At 43.4% G+C, this 24,260-nt stretch carries 22 protein-coding genes, 2 tRNA genes and 2 pseudogenes; 16 read left to right on the top strand and 10 right to left on the bottom strand.

The features are described from left to right. From DU53_RS12075 to DU53_RS00425, 3 genes and pseudogenes are all read left to right on the top strand, one after another. Nucleotides 1-156: pseudogene (locus DU53_RS12075) on the top strand (IS3 family transposase); the annotation flags it as partial. A gap of 1,143 nt (nt 157-1,299) precedes the next feature. Beyond that, nucleotides 1,300-1,737: a type II secretion system protein gene (locus DU53_RS00420; RefSeq protein ID WP_063726914.1), complete on the top strand. Its 438-nt coding sequence runs from the start codon at nt 1,300-1,302 to the stop codon at nt 1,735-1,737. Nucleotides 1,738-1,883: 146 nt separating this feature from the next. Further along, the gene (locus DU53_RS00425) at nt 1,884-2,891 is read left to right on the top strand and encodes a family 16 glycoside hydrolase (protein WP_063726917.1); all 1,008 of its coding nucleotides are present in this window, start codon (nt 1,884-1,886) and stop codon (nt 2,889-2,891) included. Between the two features lie 36 nt (nt 2,892-2,927). On the opposite strand, the gene DU53_RS00430 is transcribed toward DU53_RS00425, so the two are convergent. The 4 genes from DU53_RS00430 to mnmA all read right to left on the bottom strand — a co-directional run bounded on the left by DU53_RS00430 (nt 2,928) and on the right by mnmA (nt 5,963). Next, the gene (locus DU53_RS00430; RefSeq protein WP_161484725.1) at nt 2,928-3,269 is read right to left on the bottom strand and encodes a DUF202 domain-containing protein; all 342 of its coding nucleotides are present in this window, start codon (nt 3,267-3,269) and stop codon (nt 2,928-2,930) included. Between the two features lie 62 nt (nt 3,270-3,331). Beyond that, on the bottom strand, nt 3,332-4,624 hold the full coding sequence (locus tag DU53_RS00435; RefSeq protein ID WP_082853715.1) for an APC family permease: 1,293 nt from the start codon (nt 4,622-4,624) through the stop codon (nt 3,332-3,334). Nucleotides 4,625-4,772: 148 nt separating this feature from the next. After that, nucleotides 4,773-4,848 (bottom strand) — tRNA-Pro (locus tag DU53_RS00440). A 35-nt stretch (nt 4,849-4,883) separates the two neighbouring features. Further along, nucleotides 4,884-5,963: a tRNA 2-thiouridine(34) synthase MnmA gene (gene mnmA, locus DU53_RS00445; RefSeq protein WP_082853716.1), complete on the bottom strand. Its 1,080-nt coding sequence runs from the start codon at nt 5,961-5,963 to the stop codon at nt 4,884-4,886. Nucleotides 5,964-6,352: 389 nt separating this feature from the next. Here mnmA and DU53_RS00450 point away from each other — a divergent pair, with 389 nt between their 5' ends. Genes DU53_RS00450 through hutH form a run of 6 tightly spaced genes read left to right on the top strand, consistent with a single transcriptional unit; the run spans nt 6,353 to nt 11,463 of the window. Continuing rightward, complete coding sequence (locus DU53_RS00450; protein WP_063726922.1) at nt 6,353-7,045, top strand: hypothetical protein; 693 nt, start codon at nt 6,353-6,355, stop codon at nt 7,043-7,045. 38 nt (nt 7,046-7,083) lie between these two features. Further along, nucleotides 7,084-7,806, top strand: a complete 723-nt coding sequence (locus tag DU53_RS00455) for a basic amino acid ABC transporter substrate-binding protein (protein ID WP_012744637.1) — start codon at nt 7,084-7,086, stop codon at nt 7,804-7,806. Nucleotides 7,807-7,828: 22 nt separating this feature from the next. Then, nucleotides 7,829-8,506 carry an amino acid ABC transporter permease gene (locus DU53_RS00460; protein WP_082853717.1) on the top strand — a complete coding sequence of 226 codons (678 nt, stop codon included), beginning with the start codon at nt 7,829-7,831 and terminating at the stop codon, nt 8,504-8,506. Further along, nucleotides 8,503-9,273, top strand: coding sequence for an amino acid ABC transporter ATP-binding protein (locus tag DU53_RS00465; RefSeq protein ID WP_063726926.1), 771 nt, complete (start codon nt 8,503-8,505; stop codon nt 9,271-9,273). The genes DU53_RS00460 and DU53_RS00465 overlap by 4 nt, the downstream gene beginning before the upstream one ends. Then, nucleotides 9,270-9,944, top strand: a complete 675-nt coding sequence (locus DU53_RS00470; RefSeq protein WP_063726928.1) for an amino acid ABC transporter permease — start codon at nt 9,270-9,272, stop codon at nt 9,942-9,944. The genes DU53_RS00465 and DU53_RS00470 overlap by 4 nt, the downstream gene beginning before the upstream one ends. A 22-nt stretch (nt 9,945-9,966) precedes the next feature. After that, nucleotides 9,967-11,463 carry a histidine ammonia-lyase gene (gene hutH / locus DU53_RS00475; RefSeq protein ID WP_063726929.1) on the top strand — a complete coding sequence of 499 codons (1,497 nt, stop codon included), beginning with the start codon at nt 9,967-9,969 and terminating at the stop codon, nt 11,461-11,463. 51 nt (nt 11,464-11,514) lie between these two features. On the opposite strand, the gene DU53_RS00480 is transcribed toward hutH, so the two are convergent. The 6 genes from DU53_RS00480 to DU53_RS00505 all read right to left on the bottom strand — a co-directional run bounded on the left by DU53_RS00480 (nt 11,515) and on the right by DU53_RS00505 (nt 15,902). Next, nucleotides 11,515-11,602, bottom strand: a tRNA-Leu gene (locus tag DU53_RS00480). A 35-nt stretch (nt 11,603-11,637) separates the two neighbouring features. Next, nucleotides 11,638-12,219, bottom strand: coding sequence for a TetR/AcrR family transcriptional regulator (locus DU53_RS00485; protein WP_063726931.1), 582 nt, complete (start codon nt 12,217-12,219; stop codon nt 11,638-11,640). Beyond that, nucleotides 12,220-12,669, bottom strand: a complete 450-nt coding sequence (locus DU53_RS00490) for a hypothetical protein (protein ID WP_063726933.1) — start codon at nt 12,667-12,669, stop codon at nt 12,220-12,222. Nucleotides 12,670-12,678: 9 nt separating this feature from the next. Further along, nucleotides 12,679-13,320, bottom strand: coding sequence for a hypothetical protein (locus DU53_RS00495; RefSeq protein ID WP_063726934.1), 642 nt, complete (start codon nt 13,318-13,320; stop codon nt 12,679-12,681). Then, nucleotides 13,307-14,689: an MFS transporter gene (locus DU53_RS00500; protein WP_063726936.1), complete on the bottom strand. Its 1,383-nt coding sequence runs from the start codon at nt 14,687-14,689 to the stop codon at nt 13,307-13,309. The genes DU53_RS00495 and DU53_RS00500 overlap by 14 nt, the downstream gene beginning before the upstream one ends. A gap of 166 nt (nt 14,690-14,855) precedes the next feature. After that, nucleotides 14,856-15,902, bottom strand: coding sequence for a TrkA family potassium uptake protein (locus tag DU53_RS00505; protein WP_063726937.1), 1,047 nt, complete (start codon nt 15,900-15,902; stop codon nt 14,856-14,858). An 85-nt stretch (nt 15,903-15,987) separates the two neighbouring features. On the opposite strand from DU53_RS00505, the gene DU53_RS00510 reads away from it, so the two are divergent. The 7 genes and pseudogenes from DU53_RS00510 to DU53_RS00540 all read left to right on the top strand — a co-directional run. Beyond that, on the top strand, nt 15,988-17,946 hold the full coding sequence (locus tag DU53_RS00510) for an ATP-dependent helicase (RefSeq protein WP_063726939.1): 1,959 nt from the start codon (nt 15,988-15,990) through the stop codon (nt 17,944-17,946). A 39-nt stretch (nt 17,947-17,985) separates the two neighbouring features. Beyond that, complete coding sequence (locus tag DU53_RS00515) at nt 17,986-20,157, top strand: sodium-translocating pyrophosphatase (RefSeq protein ID WP_063726940.1); 2,172 nt, start codon at nt 17,986-17,988, stop codon at nt 20,155-20,157. A gap of 108 nt (nt 20,158-20,265) precedes the next feature. Next, the gene (locus DU53_RS00520) at nt 20,266-21,522 is read left to right on the top strand and encodes a hypothetical protein (RefSeq protein WP_063726942.1); all 1,257 of its coding nucleotides are present in this window, start codon (nt 20,266-20,268) and stop codon (nt 21,520-21,522) included. Then, entirely contained in the window at nt 21,500-21,796 is a 297-nt protein-coding gene (locus DU53_RS00525; RefSeq protein WP_063726944.1) for a hypothetical protein, read from the top strand. Before DU53_RS00520 ends, DU53_RS00525 begins: the two co-directional genes overlap by 23 nt. 267 nt (nt 21,797-22,063) lie before the next feature. Continuing rightward, nucleotides 22,064-22,642: pseudogene (locus tag DU53_RS00530) on the top strand (thermonuclease family protein); the annotation flags it as partial. A gap of 83 nt (nt 22,643-22,725) precedes the next feature. Continuing rightward, nucleotides 22,726-23,391 (top strand): hypothetical protein, encoded by a 666-nt coding sequence (locus DU53_RS00535; RefSeq protein ID WP_063726948.1) that lies wholly within the window; start codon nt 22,726-22,728, stop codon nt 23,389-23,391. Nucleotides 23,392-23,946: 555 nt separating this feature from the next. Beyond that, the coding region (locus DU53_RS00540; RefSeq protein WP_201029966.1) for a transposase at nt 23,947-24,260 on the top strand (314 nt) is incomplete at its 3' end.

Raw genomic sequence — 24,260 nt, forward strand, 5'->3', positions numbered from 1 at the left:
AATGTGTTTGAGAGAGCGGAAGACGTTTACCGGAAATACCAGGTGTACATGGATTTCTATCATAATCTCAGACCACATGGTTCTTTGAAATACATGACACCACAAGCCTTTAAGAAACACTGTAGCATTTCCATGATTCAGTCTGTTAAAGCTTGATCTCGTTAACCCGTGTCTCATTATTGGGGGTCAGACCGTCAGTTGATGGAGCGACGCTCACGAGGTTGAGGCTTGCGGACGCTGATGAAATCCGAGAATCCGAGAATCCGAGAGTCCGAGAACCGAGAGGGCCGCTGTGCGGCTGGTGAGCACGCTGCGCGTGGGTAAGCCCTGCTACGCTTTAGGTACGAATCCCTTCGGGATTGTAACGAACTCCTTCGGAGTTGTTCCGAACCACTTCGTGGTTGTCTCGAACCGCAAGCGGTTGAAAAACTGTCATTCTGGAAATGTTCTATCCAGAATCTTGTTTTCTTAAGTACGGGATCCTGAATCAAGTTAAGGATGACTAGTTAGACTCTAGAACTTAGAGTCAGAGAGTCCGAGAATCGAGAGGGCCGCTGTGCGGCTGGTGAGCACGCTGCGCGTGGGTAAGCCCTGCTACGCTGGGGGTAAGCCTGACTACATCAGGGGTGTGCACTCCTTCGGAGTTGTCCCGAACCACTTCGTGGTTGAAAGAGCAGGACGCTTGCGGAGGTAGTAAAAGCTAAAGAGCGAGATTGGATGTTGGAGATTGGATAGGGTGAACATACGATTTCACCTCTATTGCAGAAATTTACTTCAAGATTGCGGAAATATATTTCCGCAATAAAATGGTAGTGACTACAGTTTACTGATTACAGGAAAATGAAGCAGAACAGTCCCCACTTTCCCTACTTTCGAACAACCGTCAACGGGTTTTACCGTCACTCCATCAGCTGACAGCGTTGCAAGCCTCCTGGACGTAGTCCAGCACTTTGGCCAGCTTTGCTGGCTCTCTCGGACTCTCGGTTCTTGGATTCTCGCACTCTCGGCTTTTTATCAGCGTCGCAAGCCTCGTCTTCGAGCGTCGCTCCACCAGCTGACAGCCTCGCAAGCGTCTTGTTTTTTCTCGGACTCTCGGTTCTTGGATTCTCGCACTCTCGGCTTTTTATCAGCGTCGCAAGCCTCAACGTCGTGAGCCTCCTGAGCACTAGCTCAGCACTTCGGCCAGCTTTGCTGGCTCTCTCGGACTCTCGATTCTCGGATTCTCGTTTTTTCAGTTGGCACGGTTTTGTATATAGGTAGTCGAGGCAAAAATTCCAATTTTTAGAGGAGGGGTATTAAATGAGAAAAAGAGGATTTTCACTCGTTGAACTTTTGATCGTTTTGGCGGTTATCGCTGCGTTAATCGCTACAATCACACCGGTTGCTTTGAACGCTATCAAGAAGGCACAGGCTACGAAGGTTGCACAGAACCTGAAGACACTCGCCAGCTCCTTTGAGAACAAGGCATATGTTGATGGCGCAGCTCCATCATCCATCAGCGACCTTGGAAGAGACATCGACACAGCCAAGTACGGTGTTGCTTATACAGAGTCCGCCGGAGATTACACAGTCGTAGTATTCACAACAGAAGATGTCGACTTCAACACTGTCCAGGGAATCCTGAAGGATGCGGTATCTTCCGATCCAGGTACCAGTGGTTACACTTTCCTGAGTGGTGGTCTTAACAGCACAACTGGTGGAACAGTATTCTACGAATTCAGCTTTGTAGTCTATTGATCAATTCAAGTAACAAAAAAGCCTCCCATGTGGGAGGCTTTTTGTTTACTGCCCCCCTAGAAACCATCTTTGTTAACGGTTGGATGTTGCATTGGCATAATTTTGCATTAATCTGCGTGAAAAATATTTAAAAAGGGGTGGCCAATATGCAAAGAATAAAAAAAGGTTTTTCACTAATCGAGTTACTGATAGTTCTTGCAGTAATAGCCGCTGTTGCTTCTGTAATGACCACCGTAGCAATAAATGCGGTAAGAGCTGCGAGGGCTACAAAGGTAGCTTACAATTTCAGGATTCTTTCTCAATCAGTAACAAACAAAATTTACATAGACAATGAAATTCCCTCCACTATAAATGAACTGGGAGAAAATATTGATACGGAGAATTACGGTGTAGCATGGAGGGAAAGTGACGGTTACTATGAATTTGTCGTATTCACTTCCGAAGACGTAGATATAACTACGCTTCATGAAAAACTCCTGAACGTTAGCGGAACGGCTCCTTCGGGTGATTTTACTTTCATTGCTGGCGGCAAAAGTGATTTTGATGGTATGACTGCATGTTATATCTTCCTGCTGGATGAGCAGGGTAATCCTGCGTCCATGTCTTACGGCTCTTACACCTTTGACGAAGATTTTGATATCAGCACGTTGGTGTCGGTTTATGGAAGGGACTGGGTTGCAACTGAACAGGGACTTATGCCATCAAAATGGGGCGAAGCAAGAGCAATTCTTCCCGGAGATGAAACCTGGACAGATTACATCGTGAACGTTGTTGCAACGTATTCTGAGGGTAATGGTTATGCAATATACATAAGGGCGACAGGTGAAGCTGATAACATAACAGCTTATGCTTTTCAGGTTGATCCCGGATACGGTTCCGGTGCGTTTTTAGTAAGACCTGTATATGACGGTAGGGAAAGATCGCCCATAGCAATAACATGGTTCAGAAATATCGATGATGGTTGGACCCTGCCGGTAAGACCCGAAAAGCACTATATAACTATTACCGCAAAAGGGAATCACTTCACCATGACCTTTAACGGTATTGAGGTTCTTAACTTTACAGACGATAGATTCCCCAGCGGACGGGTAGGAATTAGAAAATGGCATAAGACAGATGTAGCCTTTGAAAGCATAGAGATACAGCAGAATTGATCCTAGAAGGAAAGTGCTTATCATGTACTTTGCATCTCAATTTCCAAAACTTTTCCTATCCTCTTCATAAACTTTTTTCATTTTATATGATTTAGTGATGTCTCTTTCTGTCTGTCTGAAACGAATAATTCCCAAAATGATCGTAAATACCGACATTGGAATCAAACTATAACCAAGGAAAACCCAAATTGTTTCCGTTGGAAAAAGTTTTATGAGAGATAATCCAGAAACGAAGAACATGAATCCTGTTCGTACGTAAGCAAGCAGCGTTCTTTCATTAGCAAGTTTTGATCTGCTAATAGCTAAATAATCGCGAAGTATTAGCTTGTTCGTATCGAATTCTTTGCGTTTTTCAATTTCTTTTTTGCTAATTTTCACTCCAATTCCCGTCCTATTTTTATATTTGCAAACGACATGAAGCATTCTCCAAAGAAACTATATCATACATTTTTCCTAACCTTAATCTCTCTTTTAGTACACTTTCTGTATAACCACTCACCAGTAAAACTAAAAAACAGGATAATCATCAAAAATACCAATGTCAACAGAGAATGACTCAGTAAATAACGAACTAATATCGAGAATGAAACAAGATTTCCTATGATAGCGAGCCATATCAGGATTAGATTGCCATGAGTTTCCTTTCGTAATCTCAAGTGTCCGATATTAACGGCTGCATAAACTAAAAGGAATGATGCGCTGCCTACCATAGCAATTTTGCTGAGGTCAAATAAATTAGCAAATACTATAACAAGTCCGGCTGTTATAAACAAGCCCTCTATTCCTCTTCCCCAAACTTTTTTTTCGAAATACTTAGGTAATTCGCCTTCTTTAGCAATTATGTAACTAACGTTTGCTCCGCCATAAAGGGTCGCATTGATAGCTGACGCAGTTGAAAATAAAGCAGCAATAGCAATTATCGTGAACCCTATTGAGCCAAGAAAAGGTTTAGCCGCTTCGGCCAGGGCATAATCCTTTGCTCCCACAATCTCAGACAATGGCAAATTTCCTATCACTGCCAATGACACACCAACATAGATCATAATAACAATAAAAACACTCAAGTAGAGAGCTCGAGGAAGAGTTTTAGCAGGGTCTTTCATGTCTTCTGCAGCATTTGTAATCAAACCGAACCCTTCATACGCAAGGAAAACAATCGCTGCTGCAAAAAGTATATTATTAACTGGTGGAAATCTAGAGGGAGATAATAGTTCTGGTTTTATAAAGAAAAACCCAGCAATGGCAAATAATACGAGTATTCCCACCTTTATTGTAACAATAAATAATTCCGATCTACCCACAGCCTTCGACCCAATAAAATTAACAAAGACGAATAAAAGAATAATACCTGTCACAAATATATTCAGTAGCATTGAGGGAGCATCTGGAAAAAAAGTCAACGCATATGCTGCAAACGCTCGTGCATAAAGGGAGAGTGCCAGAATATAGCCAATCCACAGCAGAATGTTGAACCCTCCGCTTAAAATCCCACTACCAAAACTCCTGACCAGAAACTCAACAGGTCCACCAGCAGATGGATATTTTGCTCCCAATTTGGCATAAGAATACGTACTAAAAAGTGCTACGATCCCCGCGATAACAAAAGAAAGATATACAGCATTGCCTCCTATCTGGCAAGCAGTACCCAATATCGAAAATATTCCTGCCCCCACCATACCACCAACACCTATTGACACAGCAGACCAAAGTCCTATCGATTTCTTTTCACCCACAGTTATTTCCCCCTAAGTAATGCTATGGTAGTACAAATTTTAATATTTTGGTTCTCTTCTTTCAAACCTCTCTATCAACTCTCATTTTTACCATCAAAAAAAAAAACAACCCTGAAACGGTTCGATGATGATCCGTCTCAGGGATCCCTGGTCAGGGGACGGGGACTTGAACCCCGGACCTCTGGTTCCCGAAACCAGCGTTCTACCGACTGAACTATCCCCTGTTCAGGTGAAATTCTATCACAGCATAGATACGATTTCAACTAACGACGTTTTCAATGAAGGCACTTCCCAGAACGATGTCGCCATCGTAAAATACCGCCAATTGCCCGGGTGTTATAGCCAGCGCCGGTTTGTCAAACTCGACTTCCACTATATTACTGAAGATTCTTATTGTTGCGCCCTGAGCCTTCATGTTGCTTCTTATCTGACACTGACACCGAAGCTCTTTTTCATCTAGATCAGCCAACCAGTTCGGTTCAATTGCTCTGAATTTTTTTCTCATCACCGCTTCTTTTGGGCCGACTACAACACGGTTTTTATCCGCATCAAGAGCTACAACATAAAGTTTTTTATCAGAAACTATTCCAAGCCCGCGACGCTGGCCAACAGTGTAAAAAGCCAACCCTTTGTGTCTACCGAGAACGTTCCCTTCCAGATCGACTATCTCACCGGGTTTAATCTCAATCCCTTCTTCAAGAAGGAACCGCCTGTAATCGTTATCCGGTATGAAGCAGAGTTCCTGGCTTTCCTTTTTTGAGTGAACCGGAAGCCCTAATTCTCTTGCTATTTCCCTTATCTCTTCCTTGGTCATATTACCATTGGGGAAGATTATATACGGAAGTTTTCTTCTCTTTATCCTTGAAAGAAAATAAGCCTGGTCCTTATATTTTGCAACTCCACGAGCAAGACTTAATCCGTACTTCGGATGCTCAACAATTCTCGCATAGTGCCCGCTGGCAAATTTTTCCATTCCGTCGCCGAAGGCTTTCTCCATGAGAGCACCAAATTTCATCAGATCATTACAACGAACACAGGGATTCGGTGTCTTTCCTGCTTGATATTCTCTTATGAAATAATCGATAATTTCTTTCCTGAAAATATCATTCAATTTTACTATCCTCAGTTCAATCCCGAGCTTGGCCGCTATTTTGTGCGTGTCGATAGTATCTGAAGGACTGCAGCAAACCTTCTTCTTTTCAGGGACAAGTTCAAATAACGCATCCGGAAGGTTCTTCATGTGATATCCGACAACATCATGTCCCTCTGCCTTTAAAATCGCAGCAGCTACCGCGCTATCGACTCCGCCGCTCAATGCCACACCTATTTTCACAAGCATCACCCGATCGATTCTAACACTCTTCTTTGTTTCAAAGGTTTCGAATAGTATAATGACTATGAGAACCTTAATTCAATGAAACCTCCCACAATATAATAAGCCTGTGCTGGATGAAAGTTTACGCTACCACAAAATAGACTGTACCGCCTTCTACCCCAGACAAGATACAGGAAATATCCACAAACAAGTTAACAAATTTTCAGCAAAAAGGTTTGAAAGATTCTTTGGAAAGAGTCAAATCTAATCATTGCCCATGAACCGTCAGGAGAGCAATTTAAACCGGGGATCCTATTGAATTCTACGTTTTACTTTTTTTGTAAACTCAAGGTGCGTAAGTCGAAATCATAATAATGTAGACTATACAAAATCAATCAGGGGAGGAAAAAGCGATGAAACGAATACTGGTTTTTGTGCTTTTGTCTCTTTCAATAATTTCATTTGGTTCTTACAAGCTGGGAATTCTGAGTTTTGAATCACCTTATTCGATTCACTTCTATGGTCTTACCGAAGATCTCGTTTTTGCTGACGATCAGGGTCGCAGTTACCAGTTTTCTAACGTTATTGAACCAGAATTAAGCCTGAAAGCAAACAAATCCTCCGCTTTAGAATTTGGTATAGATTCTTATGATCTTCAGATAAGTGTCTGGTTTGACACTCTCGGGATCCTGGGTGCCGGACGAAACGAATTCAGGATAGGCTGGAGAAAAGGATTCTTTGAAGCCGGGATCGGTATCAGAACCCTGTTTATAAACATCACCAAACAACTGGCCTGGCGCTTAGCAGATTATTCTTACTACATGACAATAGACGGAACATTATTTGATCCCACACAAACTGAAGTCCTTTTGATTCACAGGATTAACGATTACTGTCCCGGAATTTATTTCACTGCTTATTTCGGAAATTTTTGGTTTTCCATTGCAGGCTATCCATTCGAATTTTCCTCTATTTTTGAAGAGCGTTATTTGAAGATCAGCGACGACGATAATGAAGAAAAAATCTATTACCCAGGTGGAGGTTCCTTTAGCTTTTCGAACGATGAATTCTCTTTTGCGATAGGCTGGAGCTTTAAACTCTTTTAGAACAGCCTTTTATATCCATTGATTGGAGGGGTGAGATTATGAGGAAACTGAGTTTGGTTATCTTGCTTGTTGCCCTGGCTGCATTTGCTTTTGGAAAAACTTACGTTGTAGGAACGAGTGCTGATTTTCCGCCGTTCGAGTACGTGGAAAACGGTGAGTTCAAAGGGTTCGACATGGACCTGATAAGAGCGATAGCTGACGAAATGGGATTCAATATCAAGATTGTTGATATGAGCTTCGATTCCCTTATCGCTGCTCTCGTTTCCGGAAACCTTGACATCGTTATCGCGGGAATGACCATCACTGCGGAACGTGAAGCGGTTGTCGATTTTTCCAAACCTTATTGGACGGCTGACCAGAGCATTATAGTTAAGGAAGATTCTGACTACACAGTTACCGTTCTCTTTGGGAAGCATGATATTGGTGTTCAGACCGGTACAACCGGTGACCTGTGGGTTGAAGAGAATCTTGTAAAGACAAAGATCCTCACTGGAAAGTTCAAGAGATACGATACCTTTGTTCTTGCACTCACCGACCTTATCAACGGCAACGTGGACGCAATCGTTCTGGATTCACCGGTTGCAGAGAGGTTTGCTGAAACAAGGCCGGTGAAAATAGTTGGTATAATCGTTACCGGTGAAGAATACGGTATAGCCGTAAGAGAAGGAAACAAGGAGCTTCTAAATCTGATAAACGAAGGAATTCAACGTTTGAAGGAAAACGGAAAACTTGGAGAAATCGTTGAAAAATACTTCAAGTGATTACGAAAGGCGGTAGAGAGCTATCGAAAAGATAAACATCATTATCGAGGCTTTACCGGCTCTTCTGAACGGCACATGGATGACACTGAAATTGACCTTCTGGTCTCTGGGGTTAGGGCTGATTTTAGCCCTCCCCTTTTCTTTCGGCCAGGTTTACGGTGGAAGAATTGCAAAAGGAATCATCGTTGTGTACGAACGACTGTTTAGAAGTATTCCCCTGCTCGTAATCCTGTTCCTGATCTTCTATGGCTTTCCAAAAATAAATGTGAGGTTTTCACCCTTTACGGCCTGTATTCTAGGCCTCGGTTTAAGAAGCGCAGCGTATCAATCACAGATTTTCAGAGGAGCCATTCAATCGGTGAGTGAAACACAGATGCGTGCAGCTCGATCTCTCGGTATGTCGCGTCTTCAGGGCTTCAATCATGTTGTTCTGCCACAAGCCCTCCGTATCGCACTACCCGGATGGACAAACGAATTCACGATTGTTCTCAAAGATTCTTCTCTGGCCTACGCGCTCGGTGTTACAGAGCTTTTGAGGCAGGGGGGCTATATCATTTCAACAAAATACGAACCGATGCTCATATACCTGAGTGTTGCTGTCATCTATCTTGTGATAACTTTAGGAATCAACCGGGGTCTGGGTGCTGTGGAGAAAAAACTCGCTATCCCGGGCTTCGCAGTTAAGGAGCAGATAAGATGAGCGGTAGAACTACAAACAAACCATTATTACGGATTGAGAATCTCAAAAAGAGCTTTGGTGATAACGAGGTTTTGAAAGACATTACTTTCTCCGTGAACGAAGGAGAAACCAAGGTCATCATCGGGCCAAGCGGCACCGGAAAGAGCACCTTGCTCGCGTGTATCAACATGCTTGTCACACCGGATTCAGGAAAGATATGGTTAAAAGATATGGAAATTACAGGCGCAAAGGATCTGAACAAAATAAGGCAAAGAATAGGGTTCGTTTTCCAGGATTTTGGGTTATTCAACCATCTAACAGCATTGCAAAATGTGATGATCGGTCTGACCAAGGTTAAAAAAATACCGAATGATAGAGCCAGGGAGCGTGCACTTGAAGAGTTACGGCGCGTTGGACTGGAAAAATCTGCAAATTTCTATCCGGCCCAACTCTCGGGCGGACAGAAGCAGAGAGTGGGAATAGCCAGAGCGCTTGCCATGGACCCTGACATCATTCTTTTCGACGAACCAACCTCCGCTCTCGATCCCGAACTCATAGGTGAAGTCCTTGCCGTTATGAAAGACCTTGCGAGCAGCGGTATGACGATGCTCGTAGTTACCCATGAAATGGGATTCGCCAGAACGGTTTCAGATGAGATTATCTTCATGGAAAACGGGGTCATCGTGGAACAGGGCCCACCAGAAGAATTGTTCAGCAATCCTAAACACGAACGAACGAGGCAATTCCTGTTTAAATTAACGGAGCTCTACGGGGATGGTGGCGGATGATTGAAAGAGTCATAGATATAATAATAAAGTTCTGGCCTGAATTTTTAAGGGGTCTCGGTGTCACTCTCGAAATGACCCTTATCTCCGTTGTAGCGGGTTTTTTAATAGGAATACTCCTCGCTCTGGCCAGGGTTTATGGCAATGCTTTATTAAAGGGGATTGCCACGGTAATCATCGAAGTCATTCGGGGTACGCCATTGCTGGTTCAACTCTTCATTCTTTATTATGGCCTTCCGCCTTACGGTGTTTCCTTGACACCCTTGACAGCTGCCCTCATAGGATTCTCCATAAACAGCGGCGCGTACCAGGCGGAATATTTGAGAAGTACCATAAATTCGATCCAACATACTCAAATGCTCGCCGCGCGATCTCTGGGCATGACAAAATGGCAGGCAATCTTCAATATAATTCTACCTCAGGCCCTAAGACGGGTAATACCCGCGTGGACCAACGAGTTCATCTACCTTTTGAAATATACTTCATTAGCTTACATCGTTGGTGCGCCAGAGCTGATGGCTAAAGCTAAGTTTATAGCCAGCAGAAACTTTCAATTTTTTGAGGTTTATCTGGTTGTTGCTTTAATTTACCTTATTGTCGTTCTTGCTTTCACGAAAATCCTGACAACGGTGGAGAAAAAAGTCCGTATACCTGGTTTAGAATGGAGTAGATAGCATATCACTGGAGGTGTCAGACTTGGTAATTATCCATGGTAACGACCTAACAGTCGAGCAAGTCTACTCCGTTGCCTTTCATGGTGAAGAAGTCAGGATAGCGGAATCAACTCTTGACGAATTGAAAAAAAAGCGACTTTTTCTCGAGGAAATGCACAATAAAGATGTCATTTACGGCATTAACACTGGGTTCGGAATTCTCGCAGACAAGCGAATATCGGACGACGATCTCGAAAAACTTCAGGTAAACATAGTCAGATCTCACGCGGCTGGTGTGGGAGAACCTCTCAAAACCGAGCTTGTAAGGGCTATCATGCTCGTTCGAGCTAACTCTCTCTGTAAAGGTTACTCTGCTGTAAGGCCGGAGGTCGTTCAACAGCTTGTCAATTTCCTGAATAAAGGCATAGTACCAATTGTGCCGGAACAAGGATCTGTGGGGGCAAGCGGGGATCTCGCACCATTAGCGCACATAGCGCTAGCTTTGATCGGAGATGGAGAGGTTTTCTACAACGGAAGAAAAGAAAAAGCTCTGGAAGCCATTCAAGCTGAAGGTCTTAAGCCTCTAACACTGAAAACCAAAGAAGGATTGAGCTTGCTCAATGGGACAGCCTTCATGGCTGGAATAGGCGCATGCAGCGTGTATATAGCCGAAAAGATGTTCGATAAAGCTATCCTTGTAGCCGCTATGTCGGTGGACGCCCTGATGGGAAGCACCTCCCCTTTTGATCCAAGGATTCAGGAAGCGCGACCCCATCCCGGCCAAAAATATGTTGCAAAAAAACTGAGAGAATATCTTGAAGGAAGCGAGATAAGGAGATCTCACCTTCACTGTGATAAAGTACAGGACGCGTATACATTGAGAACCATCCCGCAGGTTTACGGCGCTTTTTACGACACCCTTCAATACGTTAAATCCGTAATTACAAGAGAAATAAATTCCGCAACAGATAATCCTCTGATTTTTGATAACGGTGACGTGATCTCTGGAGGAAACTTTCATGGCGAACCGATAGCGCTGGTACTCGATTTTCTGTCCATTGCCCTTACCGATATGGCCAACATGATGGAAAGGCGCGTCGACAGGCTCGTAAACCCAAAACTCAACAATTTTCCCGCTTTCCTTACCCGGGGCAAAGAAGGTCTGAACTCCGGCTACATGATCTGGCAATACACTGCGGCAGCGCTGGCTTCTGAGAACAAAACCCTCGCGCATCCCGCGTCGGCCGATACCATCCCCACATCTGGATTTCAGGAAGATCATGTTAGCATGGGTGCCTGGGGAGCGCGAAAGCTCTGGAAAATCCTAAAAAACTGGAGCAATATCCTGGCAATTGAAACCGTCCTCGCCTACAGGGCTCTTTCTTTCAGGAAACCAAAGAAATCCGGAAAGGCGATTGAAGGGTTTTTCAAAGAACTCTCAAATATCCTTGAAGAACACGTGGAAGACCGTTATTTCGGGAAAGAATTCGCGGATGCAAGGGATTTCTTGTTAAAATCGCAAGGACTTAAAGGGTTTTAAAGTTTCAATAAATAAACAAATAAAAAAAGGGGGAGCAAAGCTCCCCTTTTTTGGTGCCGGAGGCGGGACTTGAACCCGCACAGGCGTAATGCCCACATGATCCTGAGTCATGCGCGTCTGCCAATTCCGCCACCCCGGCGCACAAAAATAGTTTAGCATTAACGGTTATGGGTGTCAAGACGCGCCTGATCCGCAATCCATATCCTTCTGGACATCAAAAAAACACAGCAGGATCTTTTTCAAAAAAATCTTTATCGATTCTTCTGTTATGTTGTCCGCCATGGTATATGCGCTCATGAATATTCCTCTCATGAAGGCAAACATTTCATCAAAGGGGATTTTGAATTCGTCCCTGTATCTTTCGTATGCCGCCATAAAGACCTTTCTATACTCCGAGGTTATCTCCCGATATTTGCTCCTGTCCTTTAGTCTTTCTCGATGGAACATCGCCAATATTTTGCTCCTGTTTTCTACATCTTTTGACAGCTTTTCGGCAAGCAATTCGAGGAATTCCTTAAGGTTTTTGGACATCTCAAGTGCGTATCTGGCGCCATCCACGAATTCTTCGAAGATCCTGTGAGCAACGGCACCAAAAATCTTTTCCTTCGATGAAAAATAAACGTATATTGTCCCTTTACCAACCTTCGCGTCTTTAGCAATCTCGCTTATTGAAACATTAGCATATCCTTTCTCGGCAAAGAGTTTCTCTGCGCTTTTGAGGATTCTGTCTTTCTTATCTTCCTTCTTTATTTGCACTTACCACACTCCTCCAAGAACCAATCCGTAAATACCTGGAACGACAAATATATCACTTATGAGACTGTCATCACAAAACGATTTTACTACTTCATGGGCTACATACGCCACAACAGAGGATATCACAGAATCAACGATCAGGTTTTCAACCTGAAAATCTCCATTGAATGCAAGGTACACGTGCTTTGCCATCACTCCACCAATCACCGTTCCAACAACAGCACCTGTTTCTATGGCATCCGCCATGACGGTTGAGAAGGGAGAGAATATATCATCTGAAACGAACCCCATCTTATTCATTATGATGAGAGCTGGCACCGCTAAATTCTCACCGATATAAGCGCCAGCAGATGAACCAACCGCCGACAGCCCCGCCAGCACAGGGCTATAATCCAACGAAAACGCAAGAACTGACATGACCAAAATAAATAATACCAGCATTTTTCTCATATTACCGCCTCACAATCTGAATAGCGAATCTTCAAGTGTGATATTGATCTGAATATCAAAGACGAATATTTCGTACACTTTCTTCCCATCCTGGTATATAACAATCTTCACCGGAGCCAGCGTTTCAGAATCAAACCACACTTCCTGCTTTTCATCTGCTTTCTGAAATACATAATGGTAAGTATTAACTTCTTTCTTGTTTATCTTCAAGGTTTCCTCGCCGATATATTCGTGCTGCATGTTGCTGAAAACTCTGTCAAGGTCACCATAAACAAAATCAAAGAATATTCCCATATCCCTTCCAGGAGCTTTGTTCTTATCAAAATCCCCACTGAGTTCCTTTTTCATAGTCCTTTTTAAACTGGAAATATAATTGTAGAAGTACTCACCGTCGATCGCTACAATGCTGCCTTTCATGTTTCTCGGTGCCGTATATTCTATCCTCAGTTTCTGGCCATCCCGATTGAAATAGAACAGGAATTCGACCTGGCTCTTACTTCTCTTTGAGAACTTTGTAGCGTTCACAACACACTTAATTGTCTTCATATTTTCTGATGTTACCAATACATCGTTGAGTGAAACCGAAAACACGGCACTCGCCACTATCACCATTACCAAAAAAAGCCCCGTGACCATCTTAAATTTTCTCATTGCGGATACCTCCTTTTATCAATATTTTTCTAAACGCAAACAATCCCAAAATACTCAAGGCCACCTGTATCAGCGTTGAATAAAACGATATGCTGAAGATCTTCATATAAGCCTTTATAAGATTGTCCATGACAAAGATAGAGCTAAAATCGACATTTGCTATTATTATCCCGGCTATTGTAGGTCCAACGATTCCTCCAAGGCTCCTCATAACACTTGCTATTCCCGCAGAGACACCCTGTTTTTCTTTTCCACCTTCTTCCATGATCACGTAATTCATCGGCGTCATTGAAATTCCGAGTCCCGATGCGAGGAGTATAGAGTAGATGTAGAATGAAGGCCCATCATCTACCATTTTTACGAAAAGATAGGAGAAGCTCGCAAAAAGAAGTGCACCTATAACCATTGATTTCCTTGCTCCAAATCTTTTTATTAAGATCCCTCCGAGCATGACGAAGAAAATCATCGCTATTGCGAAGGGATCAATAGCGTAAACAGATTCCGAGACTCCGTATCCAAGCATTGTCTGGGTAAACGAAGGCAAGAAAGTAACAAAAAGGAACATAGAAAAACCAAAGAAGAAAGCAATCAGGCTATAAATCAAGAAGGATGGATTCTTGAAATCTCTCATATCTATTACCGGATTTTCTACCTTTAGTTCTCTAGTGACAAAGAGAATAAACGATATAACCATGGCAATCATCGGTACTAAAACTTCAGGTGAAAAGAAGGAATTCACCGCAAGGTACTTCATCATGAACATAAAAGAAATTATGGCAGCCGCAAATAAAATACTTCCAATGTAATCTATAGCCTCATGCTTTTTAAACTTTAATGTCTCCTTCAAGAAAGAAACAGCTATCGGAATAACGATCAGCGTCAGGATGAAAGGAACTATGAACATCCACTTCCAGCCAAGATGATCATAGATAATACCTCCGAGGTTTACTCCGACAACAACACCAAGCCCGTAAGTAGCATTAACGAGCGCGAGGGCTTTACCTTTAGAATCCTGGTAAAGCTCAACAGCCATGGCATTCGCCACCGGCAGAATCCCACCGGCACCGAAACCCTGGATCATCCTCCCAAGAATAACGATATTGAAGTCATTAGATAAGAAGCTCAGGAGAAGACCAAAAGAAAAAATCGATGCCGAAGCTATGAAAACCTTTTTTCTCCCAAAATTATCACTCATTCTTCCGATCATTGGCATGAAAGAGGCGTACGCCATCATAAAACCCGTCATCAACCACATAGCGTAGCCCTGATCGACCTCAAATATCTGTCCTGCTATTCCAAGAATAGGTGCCACAATCGTTATGCCAACCGCTGATATGAAGTTTACAAAAAGTATCGTGAACATGGACATTCTTTCAACCTCCTTTATAATACCGACCAGTCGGTATTATGATACACCTTTATATATTACATGTCAATTGTGGCGATTGAAAAAAATGCAGATATGCAATCCGAAGCACGAAGTTTTTTTATTTCCTTATTTTTAACAGAATAAGGTTTCTTTCAGTATCTGAATCCTATCGCTTATTCTGGTTGGTGAAGGCGCCTTCGCTAAGCAGTTTGTTGAACTTTTCTATTTTTTCTTCCTCCCCAAGAACCATGAGGGTATAGCCGGGGTAGATTCTCGTTCCGGCACTGGGATTGAAGATATTTTTCTCGCCATTGTTAATCGCTATAACGATCAAACCAACTTTTTTGGGAATCTCCATTTCACCAAGGGTCAAGCCATCAACCGGGAATCCTTCTTCCGGAACGACAATTTGTTCAAAACGCAGTTCTAGATCGCCTGAGCGGGTAATGGAATCGAGGAACCCTACAATTACAGGGTTCATTAGCATATTCACGATCCTGTGTGCACCAATCTCTGTAATGGGTACCACATTGTTTGCGCCCGCGTATTGCAGTTTTTTAATGCTCTCATGCTCATTCGATCTAGCGATTACGTTCAGGTTTGGATTGAGACTTTTCGCGGTTAGAATAACAAAAACGCTTTCCGCATCGCTATCCAGCGTTGTTACCAATCCTCCAGCCCTTGTCACGCCCGCTTGAATCAGGACCTCTTCATTTTTGGCATCTCCAAGAACGTAGTAAAGATTTTTCTTTTCTTCATCTAGCAGATGAGATATCAGTTGCTCATCCCGATCCACGATAACAACCTTTTTCCCTTTTCTCGCTAGCTCCTTCGCGACGGTAAGTCCGACCGTTCCAGCCCCGATAACTATGCAATGCCCTGTGAGCTTTTCTATCGCTTTCAAGATCCTTCGCCTCCTGAGAAATTCATTAACCCTTCCCTCAACAACAAAAGCCGTGATATTCGAGAATCCGTAAACAACGACCGTTACACTGGAGAGTATCAAAAAGCTGGTAAATATTTTTCCAGCTTCTGAAAGGTCTCCTGGAGTACCGTACCCTACGGTAGATATGGTTATTACTGTCATAAAGAAAGAATCGAGGAATGACCAATCCTCGATCACTCCATAACCAAAGGTACCAAATAGAATAACACCGATTATCATAAATATTGAACGTAAGATTACCCGGTGTTTCGTTGAAATTTCATCCATTTTATCCCTCCAGAGAAAATAATAACAGAAATCGCGTAAAACAGTTAGCTCCGGATTGTGATAAAATTTTGAAGAGGAGGAAGCTATGAAGCGCTATAATCTTAAACCACATGGTATACCAAACTTTATCCAGGAATCTCTTGACAACGAACAATTAAACGCCGTTCTCAATTCTAAAGGGAGAACGCTTATCGTTGCAGGACCTGGCTCCGGTAAAACCAGGGTCATCACGTTCAAGATCGCTTACCTTGTCTCTTCAGGGGTGAATCCTCAAAATATCCTTCTGGTCACGTTTACAAGGGCTGCTTCCAGAGAAATGATAGAAAGAGCAAGAAGAGTCAGCGGTTCTGACCTTCGGGGAATGCTTGCGGGAACTTTTCATCACGTTTGCAATCATTTTCTTCGGAAATATGCCACCCACTTAGGTATCTCATCTGATTTTACAATCCTCGACAGAGAAGACTCCAAGGATTTAATAAAACACTGCAAAGCCCAATTGATGGAACAGCGTGGAAATGATGGTTCCCTCAAGCTTCCAAGCCCGGGAGTTATCCAGAGTATCTTCTCCTATTCCGTAAACTGCATGGTTTCACTTGACGAATCAATAGCAAAGCACAACCGTAAGTTCTTCGCGGTTCGGGATGAGCTCGAGGAGATATGGAAAAGCTACACTCAACTGAAGTTAGAACACAACACCCTTGATTACGATGACCTTTTGATAAAAGCCGTTGAATTGTTTGAGAATAACCCAGAAATCTTAATTCGTGAATCTTCAAGATTCCAATGGATTCTGGTAGATGAATTCCAGGACACCAATCTCGTACAGTACAAACTCGTTGAGATGCTTGCGGGTGTACACGGCAATCTCATAGTCGTCGGGGATGACGCCCAATCGATATACTCTTTCCGTGGCGCAAGGTTCGAAAACGTGTACGACTTCCTGAACCGTGACCAAACCTCCGTGTTCAAGATTCAAACCAATTATCGTTCAACACCGGAGATCGTCAGGCTGGTAAATCATCTTGTCCCAAAAAGCTCCCTTGAAAAACAATTGAAAGCTGTTCGGCCTTCAGGCCCGGTTCCAGTGATCGTGGAAACCTGGGACAATCTTGAAGAAGCTTCCTTCGTGGCTCAAAAAATCAATGAGCATATTGAAGACGGCATTCAACCAAACAGGATAGCTGTGCTGTACAGATCTCATTTCCATTCCATGGAACTACAACTTGAATTAGACAGGAGAAGAGTCCCTTACATAGTTTTCTCAGGCCCAAAGTTCGTTGAAACCGCTCACGTTAAAGACATCCTCGCTTTCCTTAAGATCCTTCAGAATCCATACGATCAATTATCCTGGGGAAGGGTATTGAGGCTTTTCCCCGGCGTTGGTATACGTAGAGCAACCCAGATCATAAATGCTATTAGAGAGTCTTTAGGAAACGACAACGAGGTTATTTCCGCTCTCAGGCCATTCGCAACTCCCCGGGTACGGATAGAAAGATTGATTTCACTTTTAGAAGAGCTCAACAGTGAGCAAAGCCCGGAAGAAGTGATTTCAACTATTTATAAAGGCTTTTATGGTGAATATATGGACGAGCATTTTTCTGACGCCAAAGAAAGGCGTATGGATATCGAAAGGCTTATAGAAGTTGCAGATCGTTACGATAGTATAGGAGAATTCCTCGAAGATCTCGCCGTCAGCGAAAAGGTTGATATAGAAAGAGAAATAGTTGACAGAGAAGAGAAAATCGTGTTAAGCACCGTTCATCAGGCAAAAGGGCTTGAGTGGGATGTTGTTTTCATTCTCGCCATGAATCCGGGAGATTTCCCGCATGCTCTTGCAATAATGGAAGGAAACCTCGATGAGGAGGAGCGAATCTTCTATGTGGCTGTCACAAGGGCCCGGGATTATCTTTACCTCATACGCCAGAGAACCGGCAGGTCGCGCCCAATGATCGGAAACTCCTACGTCTTCAGGAGCGGACATGACTTTCTTACAAAGATCCCGGAGGATGTGGCTGAAAGATGGGACGTTGGGTGGAATATTTAATACCATATTTCTCTTGATTCCTATGAAGGAGGGGAAAAAATGAATGCTCTGTATCTCCCACTAACTGCGGGTGTTCTTTCGACCATCTTTGCATTTATCATGCTTGCCCGTACTTTGAAATTTTCACCCGGTAACAAGACTATGCAAAAATTATCCGGTTACGTTCAAGAAGGTGCATCTGCCTTTCTCTCTGAGGAAGCACGCAAGATATTCCTGGTGGCCGTCTTAATAGCAGCGGCTCTGGGTATAATCTTTCAGTCGTTCAAATACCCAATCGCTCTTCTTTTCGGTGCCCTTGTATCGGAACTTGCCGGCGTAATGGGGATGTACGCCGCGACGAGAGCAAATGCCAGGGTTACCCAGGGAGCTACAAAAGGATTATCTGAAGCCTTTAAGGTAGCCTTTTCCGGTGGTTCCGTCATGGGGCTCTCTGTTGCGGGATTCTCCCTTACCGGTTTGAGCATAATAATGCTTGTTTTCAAGGATTCTTTCCTCTACAACAACATCACAGAAATATCGCAAGCCTTCGGAAAAATATCTTTCCTTGATCCGGTTATGATAGTAAGCTCTTACTCTCTTGGTGCGAGTCTCATTGCCCTGTTCGACAGGGTCGGAGGCGGTATGTACACAAAGGCGGCCGACATGAGTGCTGACCTTGTCGGAAAGGTGGAAGCGGGAATCCCCGAAGACGACCCGAGAAACCCCGCTACTATTGCCGACAACGTCGGAGACAACGTTGGAGACGTGGCCGGGCTCGGTGCGGATATTCTCGAATCCTATGTCGCTTCTGTTGTTTCTGCCATCGTGCTTGCCATCTTCATGAAACTCGCAGACAAACAAATGATCAATGGGCAGGTCCAATACGGGATGAGCCCTGAACAATATTACGGATTGATCCTGCTTCCAATCCTCATCGCCGGCGTTGGTGTCCTTTCTTCACTCGTTGGAGTGCTGGTTGTGGCAAACATGAAGGCGAAGGATGCCAGAAAAGCCCTCGGTTTTGGTAACGTATTCACCGGTATTCTTGTCCTCGCATCAACCGCTATCGTGATCGGAATCGCCGCACCAGATTACGCATTCAAAGATACCTTTATTCTCAACCCTGAATTCGTTTCCAGATGGAGATTGTTCTTAGCAATCGCCAGCGGTCTGATCGCCGGGTTGATAATAAGCAAATTAAGTGAGTACTACACCTCCTACGACTACAAACCTACACAGGATCTCGCCGAAAAAACAAAAAGCGGTGTTGCAATAAACATAACCTCTGGATTGGCGCTAGGTATGGGAAGCACGTTCTGGCCAGTAATTGTCCTGGCTATCGCCATTCTCGGTGCCTACTGGTCAGCGGGTGTCTATGGAATAGCAATAGCGGCCCTTGGAATGCTTTCATTCGTTGGGTACATTGTCAGCGTTGATAGCTATGGCCCTGTTGCCGACAACGCCGGTGGAATCGCCCAGATGGCTGAACTTGATCCAAAGGTTCGTGAGATAACGGATAGACTTGATTCTGTCGGAAATACAACCGCTGCAATCGGTAAAGGATTCGCGATCGGTTCAGCAGCTTTCGCGGCTCTTGCGCTCATAGTTTCTTATATATGGAGTGCCGCACATTCTGCGGAGGAAATCGTAAACAATCCTGTAATTAATCTTGTTTCCCCCTACACAATCATTGGTTCGATCATAGGTGCAATGTTGCCTTTCTTCTTCACCTCACTGTTGATCCGTGGTGTCGCCGATACAGCAGATCTCATGATAACCGAAATCAGGCGACAGTTCAGAGAACATAAAGGGATTCTGACAGGCGAAGAAACACCTGATTATAAGAGATGTATAGAAATCACCACAAAGGGTGCGGTCAGCAGAATGCTGCTGCCCGGTATAATCGCAATCGCGACACCTTTTGTTGTCGGGTTCCTCTTTGGTAAGGCAGCGGTTGCCGGATTGCTTCTTGGAGGTCTTGGAAGCGCAATTATGATCGCGTTATTCACAGCAAATTCAGGTGGTGCATGGGATAACGCTAAAAAATACATTGAATCCGGGCATTTCGGTGGAAAAGGAACGGATGTTCACTCCGCTGCGGTTGTTGGGGATACCGTCGGTGATCCTCTAAAGGACACTGTTGGCCCTTCGATGGATATTTTGATAAAGCTCATGTCCGTCGTTTCTCTCGTTTTTGGTTCATTATTCCCGGATAAACCGTTCTGTATGTGATTACACATATAAAACACCGGGGCAAAACTTGCCCCGGTGTTTTGCTCTAACATAAATGATATGCTATCATTTTATTCCAAAAACAATTGTTCCATCGGAGGTGATTGTGTGAGAAAAGCTTTGATTCTTGCATTGGTAATGGTAATGGTTGTATCTACGGTTTCTTTATCGAGGGTAACATTGGATACTTTGACTTTTTACACCATCGATTTGGAGACAGGTAATAGTTCTATCTTTCCGATAGCTTACTTCACCTTTGAACCTATAAAGGGGATAGGGATAAGGTTAGAAGATTATCTTGCCCTCAGCCACGATACGCTTAATCTCGGGCCAATCAGTCTGATGAAACCAAGGCTTTATTACGGCTACTATTACGGTAATGATTTGAGTGTCAAGATCGGTAATTTCCGCTCGAAGTATTACAACACCAGAAAGATAAACTTCCTCAGGGTAGGCGGATTCTACGATTACAATTACGGTGTAGAAGCAAAATACGATTACGGTAATTTCACGTTCCTTGGAAGGTACAACTATGACAGTTACAATTCTGAACATCAATATGGAGGAATGATATCCTATAAAACCAAATCTTCTGCTCTTGCTTTCTACGGAATGGTTAAAGGCACAACTTATGACCTTTCTGTTGATGGAAGCCTGAAAGTAAAACTCGGCCCAGTTTCCAGCGAAATTTTCGGCGCTGTTGCTGTTTACGGTTCATCTCCTTTCAGTGCTCCACCAACTTATCTCATCGGAGCTCTTGCTGATTGGAACAAGATTTCTGCTGGAATACAGTACGCAAATCAGGGCTCCTGGGGTATCAAATACGATTACTCAGATCCTAACAAGTATTCTGAATGGGTGTTAAATACTTTTGTTGATTATTACTTTACTTCTGATATCTCTGTTGGTTTCTTCTTTGATGTGAATCCTACTGGATACAACTATGGAACAAAGTTCAAGTTGAACGATCTGGAACTGCTTGTTTCCAACGGTGATGTTGATGGTGGAATGGACGGTATCCAGAGACTGGAGCTTTCGTACTCGAACTATTTCTCCATTGACCTTGAAAAATCATTCAAAGCCCTGATAAAGAGCACAAAGAAACTGCCGAAGATAGCTGAAATCAAGAAGACAGCTAAAGTGGGAGACACCGTAACTATCAGAGGAATCGTTGCCGTTGATACCGGCGTAATGGGTAACAACGTTACTTACGTCGTAGATGAAACAGGCGGTTACATGGTCTGGGGAAGAAATGCTGCTGGTCTGAAAGCTGGCGATGAAGTCATCATAACCGGTTACATCAAAGAATATTATGGTGTTCTCGAAATCGTCACGAATTCTGATGGAAAAAATAGCTTCTGGTAAAAAGATACCCATTATCCCTGTTAGAGCTCTTGATGTATTCTCCGGAAAATACGAATCAGCGCTGGTAAAGATCACAGGTACAGTCATGGAAGTCCAGAAATACTCCATAATGGTCAAAGACGATTCTGGCGTAATAAAGGTTTACGCAAAGAAAGGAACAAACGTATCCTTCGAGGATATCTCCTTCGGCCAGAAGATCACCGTTATCGGTATCGTTTCGTTGTTCAAAGGAGAATGGGAGATCATTCCAAGATCCCAGGCTGATATACAGTAATACGTCGAGAAAGGAAAGGTGAAATATGAGTTCCCACAGATCTGTGATAAAGCAATCATGGCTGTATGTATCGTTAGTAATTTTAGTTTCAATATCTGCGCTGTTCCTCACCTCGTGTATCGAAGAACAGCCTTCTTCTTCCTTGTATTATGTAACAGAAATACTCGATGGAGACACAATTAAAATCCTTTATAACGGTAGTGAAGTCAGTGTTAGGTATATAGGCATAGACACTCCAGAGACCCATGAAGCACAAAGCCGGTTGGAGAATTCGGAATTGAAGCAATGGAATTCAACAGAGATCTTATATCTGAGTCTAAAGGATGGGTCCATATTGAATGGAGAGGATTCGACTACTACGATAGGCGGTTGGGATACGTCTATACTCAAGACGACAGAATGATAAACGTGGAGATCATAAGAAACGGTCTTGCAAGACCTTTAACCTACACGAGCACATCAGAACATTCTCAGGATTTCAAAGAAGCCTACATTGAAGCATATGAGAACAGGCGGGGGATCTTCTCGAAGTATGATCCCGATTCAGACGATCCAGCACCAACTGTTGAAGCTTCAGTTGTAAAAAACAACCTTGATGATTACCTTGGAAAAATCATCTGGTTGAAGTTTACTGTTACCTATGCCTACAAATATGAGTTTGGCTGTTCTGATGCTATAGTAGAAATTCGCGATGAAGAAGCGGATCTATTCTTTGGTGGTAATCCCAATTTCTATCAGTATCTGGGCAAGGAAGTAAAGGTTTACGGTGAGATATGGAAAGACGATTCCGGAAAACCAAAAATACTGTTAAGGGCACCTTTTGAAATCAAACCAATAGAAGAGTGAGTAAATCACAAAATTATTAACCCTAAATACCTTTGAGGGCTCCCTTTGAGCTCCAGTTAATAAATTAATTAGGAGGTGTGGGTATGAAGAAAGTACTGTTAGTTCTGTCTATTGCTGTACTTATTCTCGCGTTAACGGGTTGTCCAGGATGGTTCAATTTTGGTGACGTTCAGAAAATGACCATCCCGGAGATAATCGAATGGATCGACACCAACGAAGCGACAGATGTCAGTGAGTTCCTTGTTGAAACAGAAGGAATTGTAACCTATGCCTATTCGTACTATGCTTACATAGTAGATGCAGAAAACAACGGGATAATGTTGAGATCCGATAGTAGCGTAATAGACTTCAGAGACTTCAATCCGGGAGATAAAATTTCAGTAGTGGGTTCACCATACTTTTCTAAATACGGTGAGTACAGACTGGATACAGATACCCCCGGCGGAACGGCAACCCTAATCGAAAAAAATGTAGCACTTCCTGATCCTTACGTACTTCCAGCTGGTGAAGGGCTAACAGTTGGCTTATTTGGTAAACTTGTTCAGCTTACCGCTACATACGATGGAACAGATACTTACGATAACTATCTTTTTAATAACGGCGGAGTAACCGTTCCAGTTGTCAAGTTCTCTCCCATGCCAGCTGATCTCACTGAGGGTGCTACATACACAATCACGGGTGTTCTCGGACAGCATTACGGCTACAAAATCTTCGTATGGGATAAAAGTTACGTACTGCCTGCTGAATAATCAGTAAATCCAATAAAAAAGCCTCCCGATAAGGGAGGCTTTTAACAACAGGGGGACAGTCCACTATGTTACAGTCCCCCTGTTGTTTGGTCTCATTCATAGAACAAAACCAGATTCTGGATTAAAGATTTCAAGAATGACAGCCTTTTTCAACCGCGAAGTGGTTCGGGACAACTCCGAAGGAGTTCGTGTCAACCGCTTGCGGTTCGTGTCGATTCGCTACCCTAAGGAGTGCTCACCCCTGACGTAGTCAGGATCGAGTAGGAGAGGGGCATTGCCCCCCGTCCTCTCACAGAACCGTGCGTACGGGCCAACGTACACGGCTCATGGATTGAGTATCGGATTCTCCGACAGTGGTACATGCGAAAGCTTCATATCATACAGCCCTATCTTCTGGAAATACTTGTTCGGCAGTAGCCTACTGACCAACCGGGATTGAGAGCTTCTCCATTTGTTCATCCTTATTCCAGATATTTCGCCTCGGGTCTGTTAGCAATTTTGTGTAAACTCCCTCCGAAATATGAGAAAATAACAAAAAGCTAAGGAGGGAGAACAGTGGGAAACTTTGACAAAGAAGCAATGAAGAGATTGGTACGAGAGAGGAAATTAAAGACAACAGAAGACGCGGAAAATCTTGTAAAAGAATTATTTGGAGACATCATTAAAGAGATGCTGGAAACGGAACTTGAAGAAGAACTGGGCTATTCCAAGCATGACTATAGGAACAAAGAAACGGATAACTCCCGAAACGGTTATTCGAAAAAAACAGTGAATACCTCATATGGCAAAATAGAGCTTTCAATTCCCAGGGATCGAAAAGGTGAATTCGAACCAATAGTGGTTAAAAAGCACCAGCGAAGCATAGCTTC

This window comes from Kosmotoga sp. DU53 (genome assembly GCF_001639905.1).
GTDB lineage: Bacteria > Thermotogota > Thermotogae > Petrotogales > Kosmotogaceae > Kosmotoga > Kosmotoga olearia.

Bases quoted from the DNA above. Each gene is read 5' to 3' on its own strand.
- DU53_RS00490 (WP_063726933.1), bottom strand. From the start codon at position 12,669: ATGAGAAAAATGCTGGTATTATTTATTTTGGTCATGTCAGTTCTTGCG.
- DU53_RS00525 (WP_063726944.1), top strand. From the start codon at position 21,500: ATGGAAAAAATAGCTTCTGGTAAAAAGATACCCATTATCCCTGTTAGA.
- DU53_RS00495 (WP_063726934.1), bottom strand. From the start codon at position 13,320: ATGAGAAAATTTAAGATGGTCACGGGGCTTTTTTTGGTAATGGTGATA.
- DU53_RS00505 (WP_063726937.1), bottom strand. From the start codon at position 15,902: ATGGATGAAATTTCAACGAAACACCGGGTAATCTTACGTTCAATATTT.
- DU53_RS00425 (WP_063726917.1), top strand. From the start codon at position 1,884: ATGCAAAGAATAAAAAAAGGTTTTTCACTAATCGAGTTACTGATAGTT.
- DU53_RS00470 (WP_063726928.1), top strand. From the start codon at position 9,270: ATGATTGAAAGAGTCATAGATATAATAATAAAGTTCTGGCCTGAATTT.
- DU53_RS00465 (WP_063726926.1), top strand. From the start codon at position 8,503: ATGAGCGGTAGAACTACAAACAAACCATTATTACGGATTGAGAATCTC.
- DU53_RS00515 (WP_063726940.1), top strand. From the start codon at position 17,986: ATGAATGCTCTGTATCTCCCACTAACTGCGGGTGTTCTTTCGACCATC.
- DU53_RS00500 (WP_063726936.1), bottom strand. From the start codon at position 14,689: ATGTCCATGTTCACGATACTTTTTGTAAACTTCATATCAGCGGTTGGC.
- DU53_RS00450 (WP_063726922.1), top strand. From the start codon at position 6,353: ATGAAACGAATACTGGTTTTTGTGCTTTTGTCTCTTTCAATAATTTCA.
- DU53_RS00510 (WP_063726939.1), top strand. From the start codon at position 15,988: ATGAAGCGCTATAATCTTAAACCACATGGTATACCAAACTTTATCCAG.
- DU53_RS00535 (WP_063726948.1), top strand. From the start codon at position 22,726: ATGAAGAAAGTACTGTTAGTTCTGTCTATTGCTGTACTTATTCTCGCG.
- DU53_RS00455 (WP_012744637.1), top strand. From the start codon at position 7,084: ATGAGGAAACTGAGTTTGGTTATCTTGCTTGTTGCCCTGGCTGCATTT.
- mnmA (WP_082853716.1), bottom strand. From the start codon at position 5,963: ATGCTTGTGAAAATAGGTGTGGCATTGAGCGGCGGAGTCGATAGCGCG.
- DU53_RS00420 (WP_063726914.1), top strand. From the start codon at position 1,300: ATGAGAAAAAGAGGATTTTCACTCGTTGAACTTTTGATCGTTTTGGCG.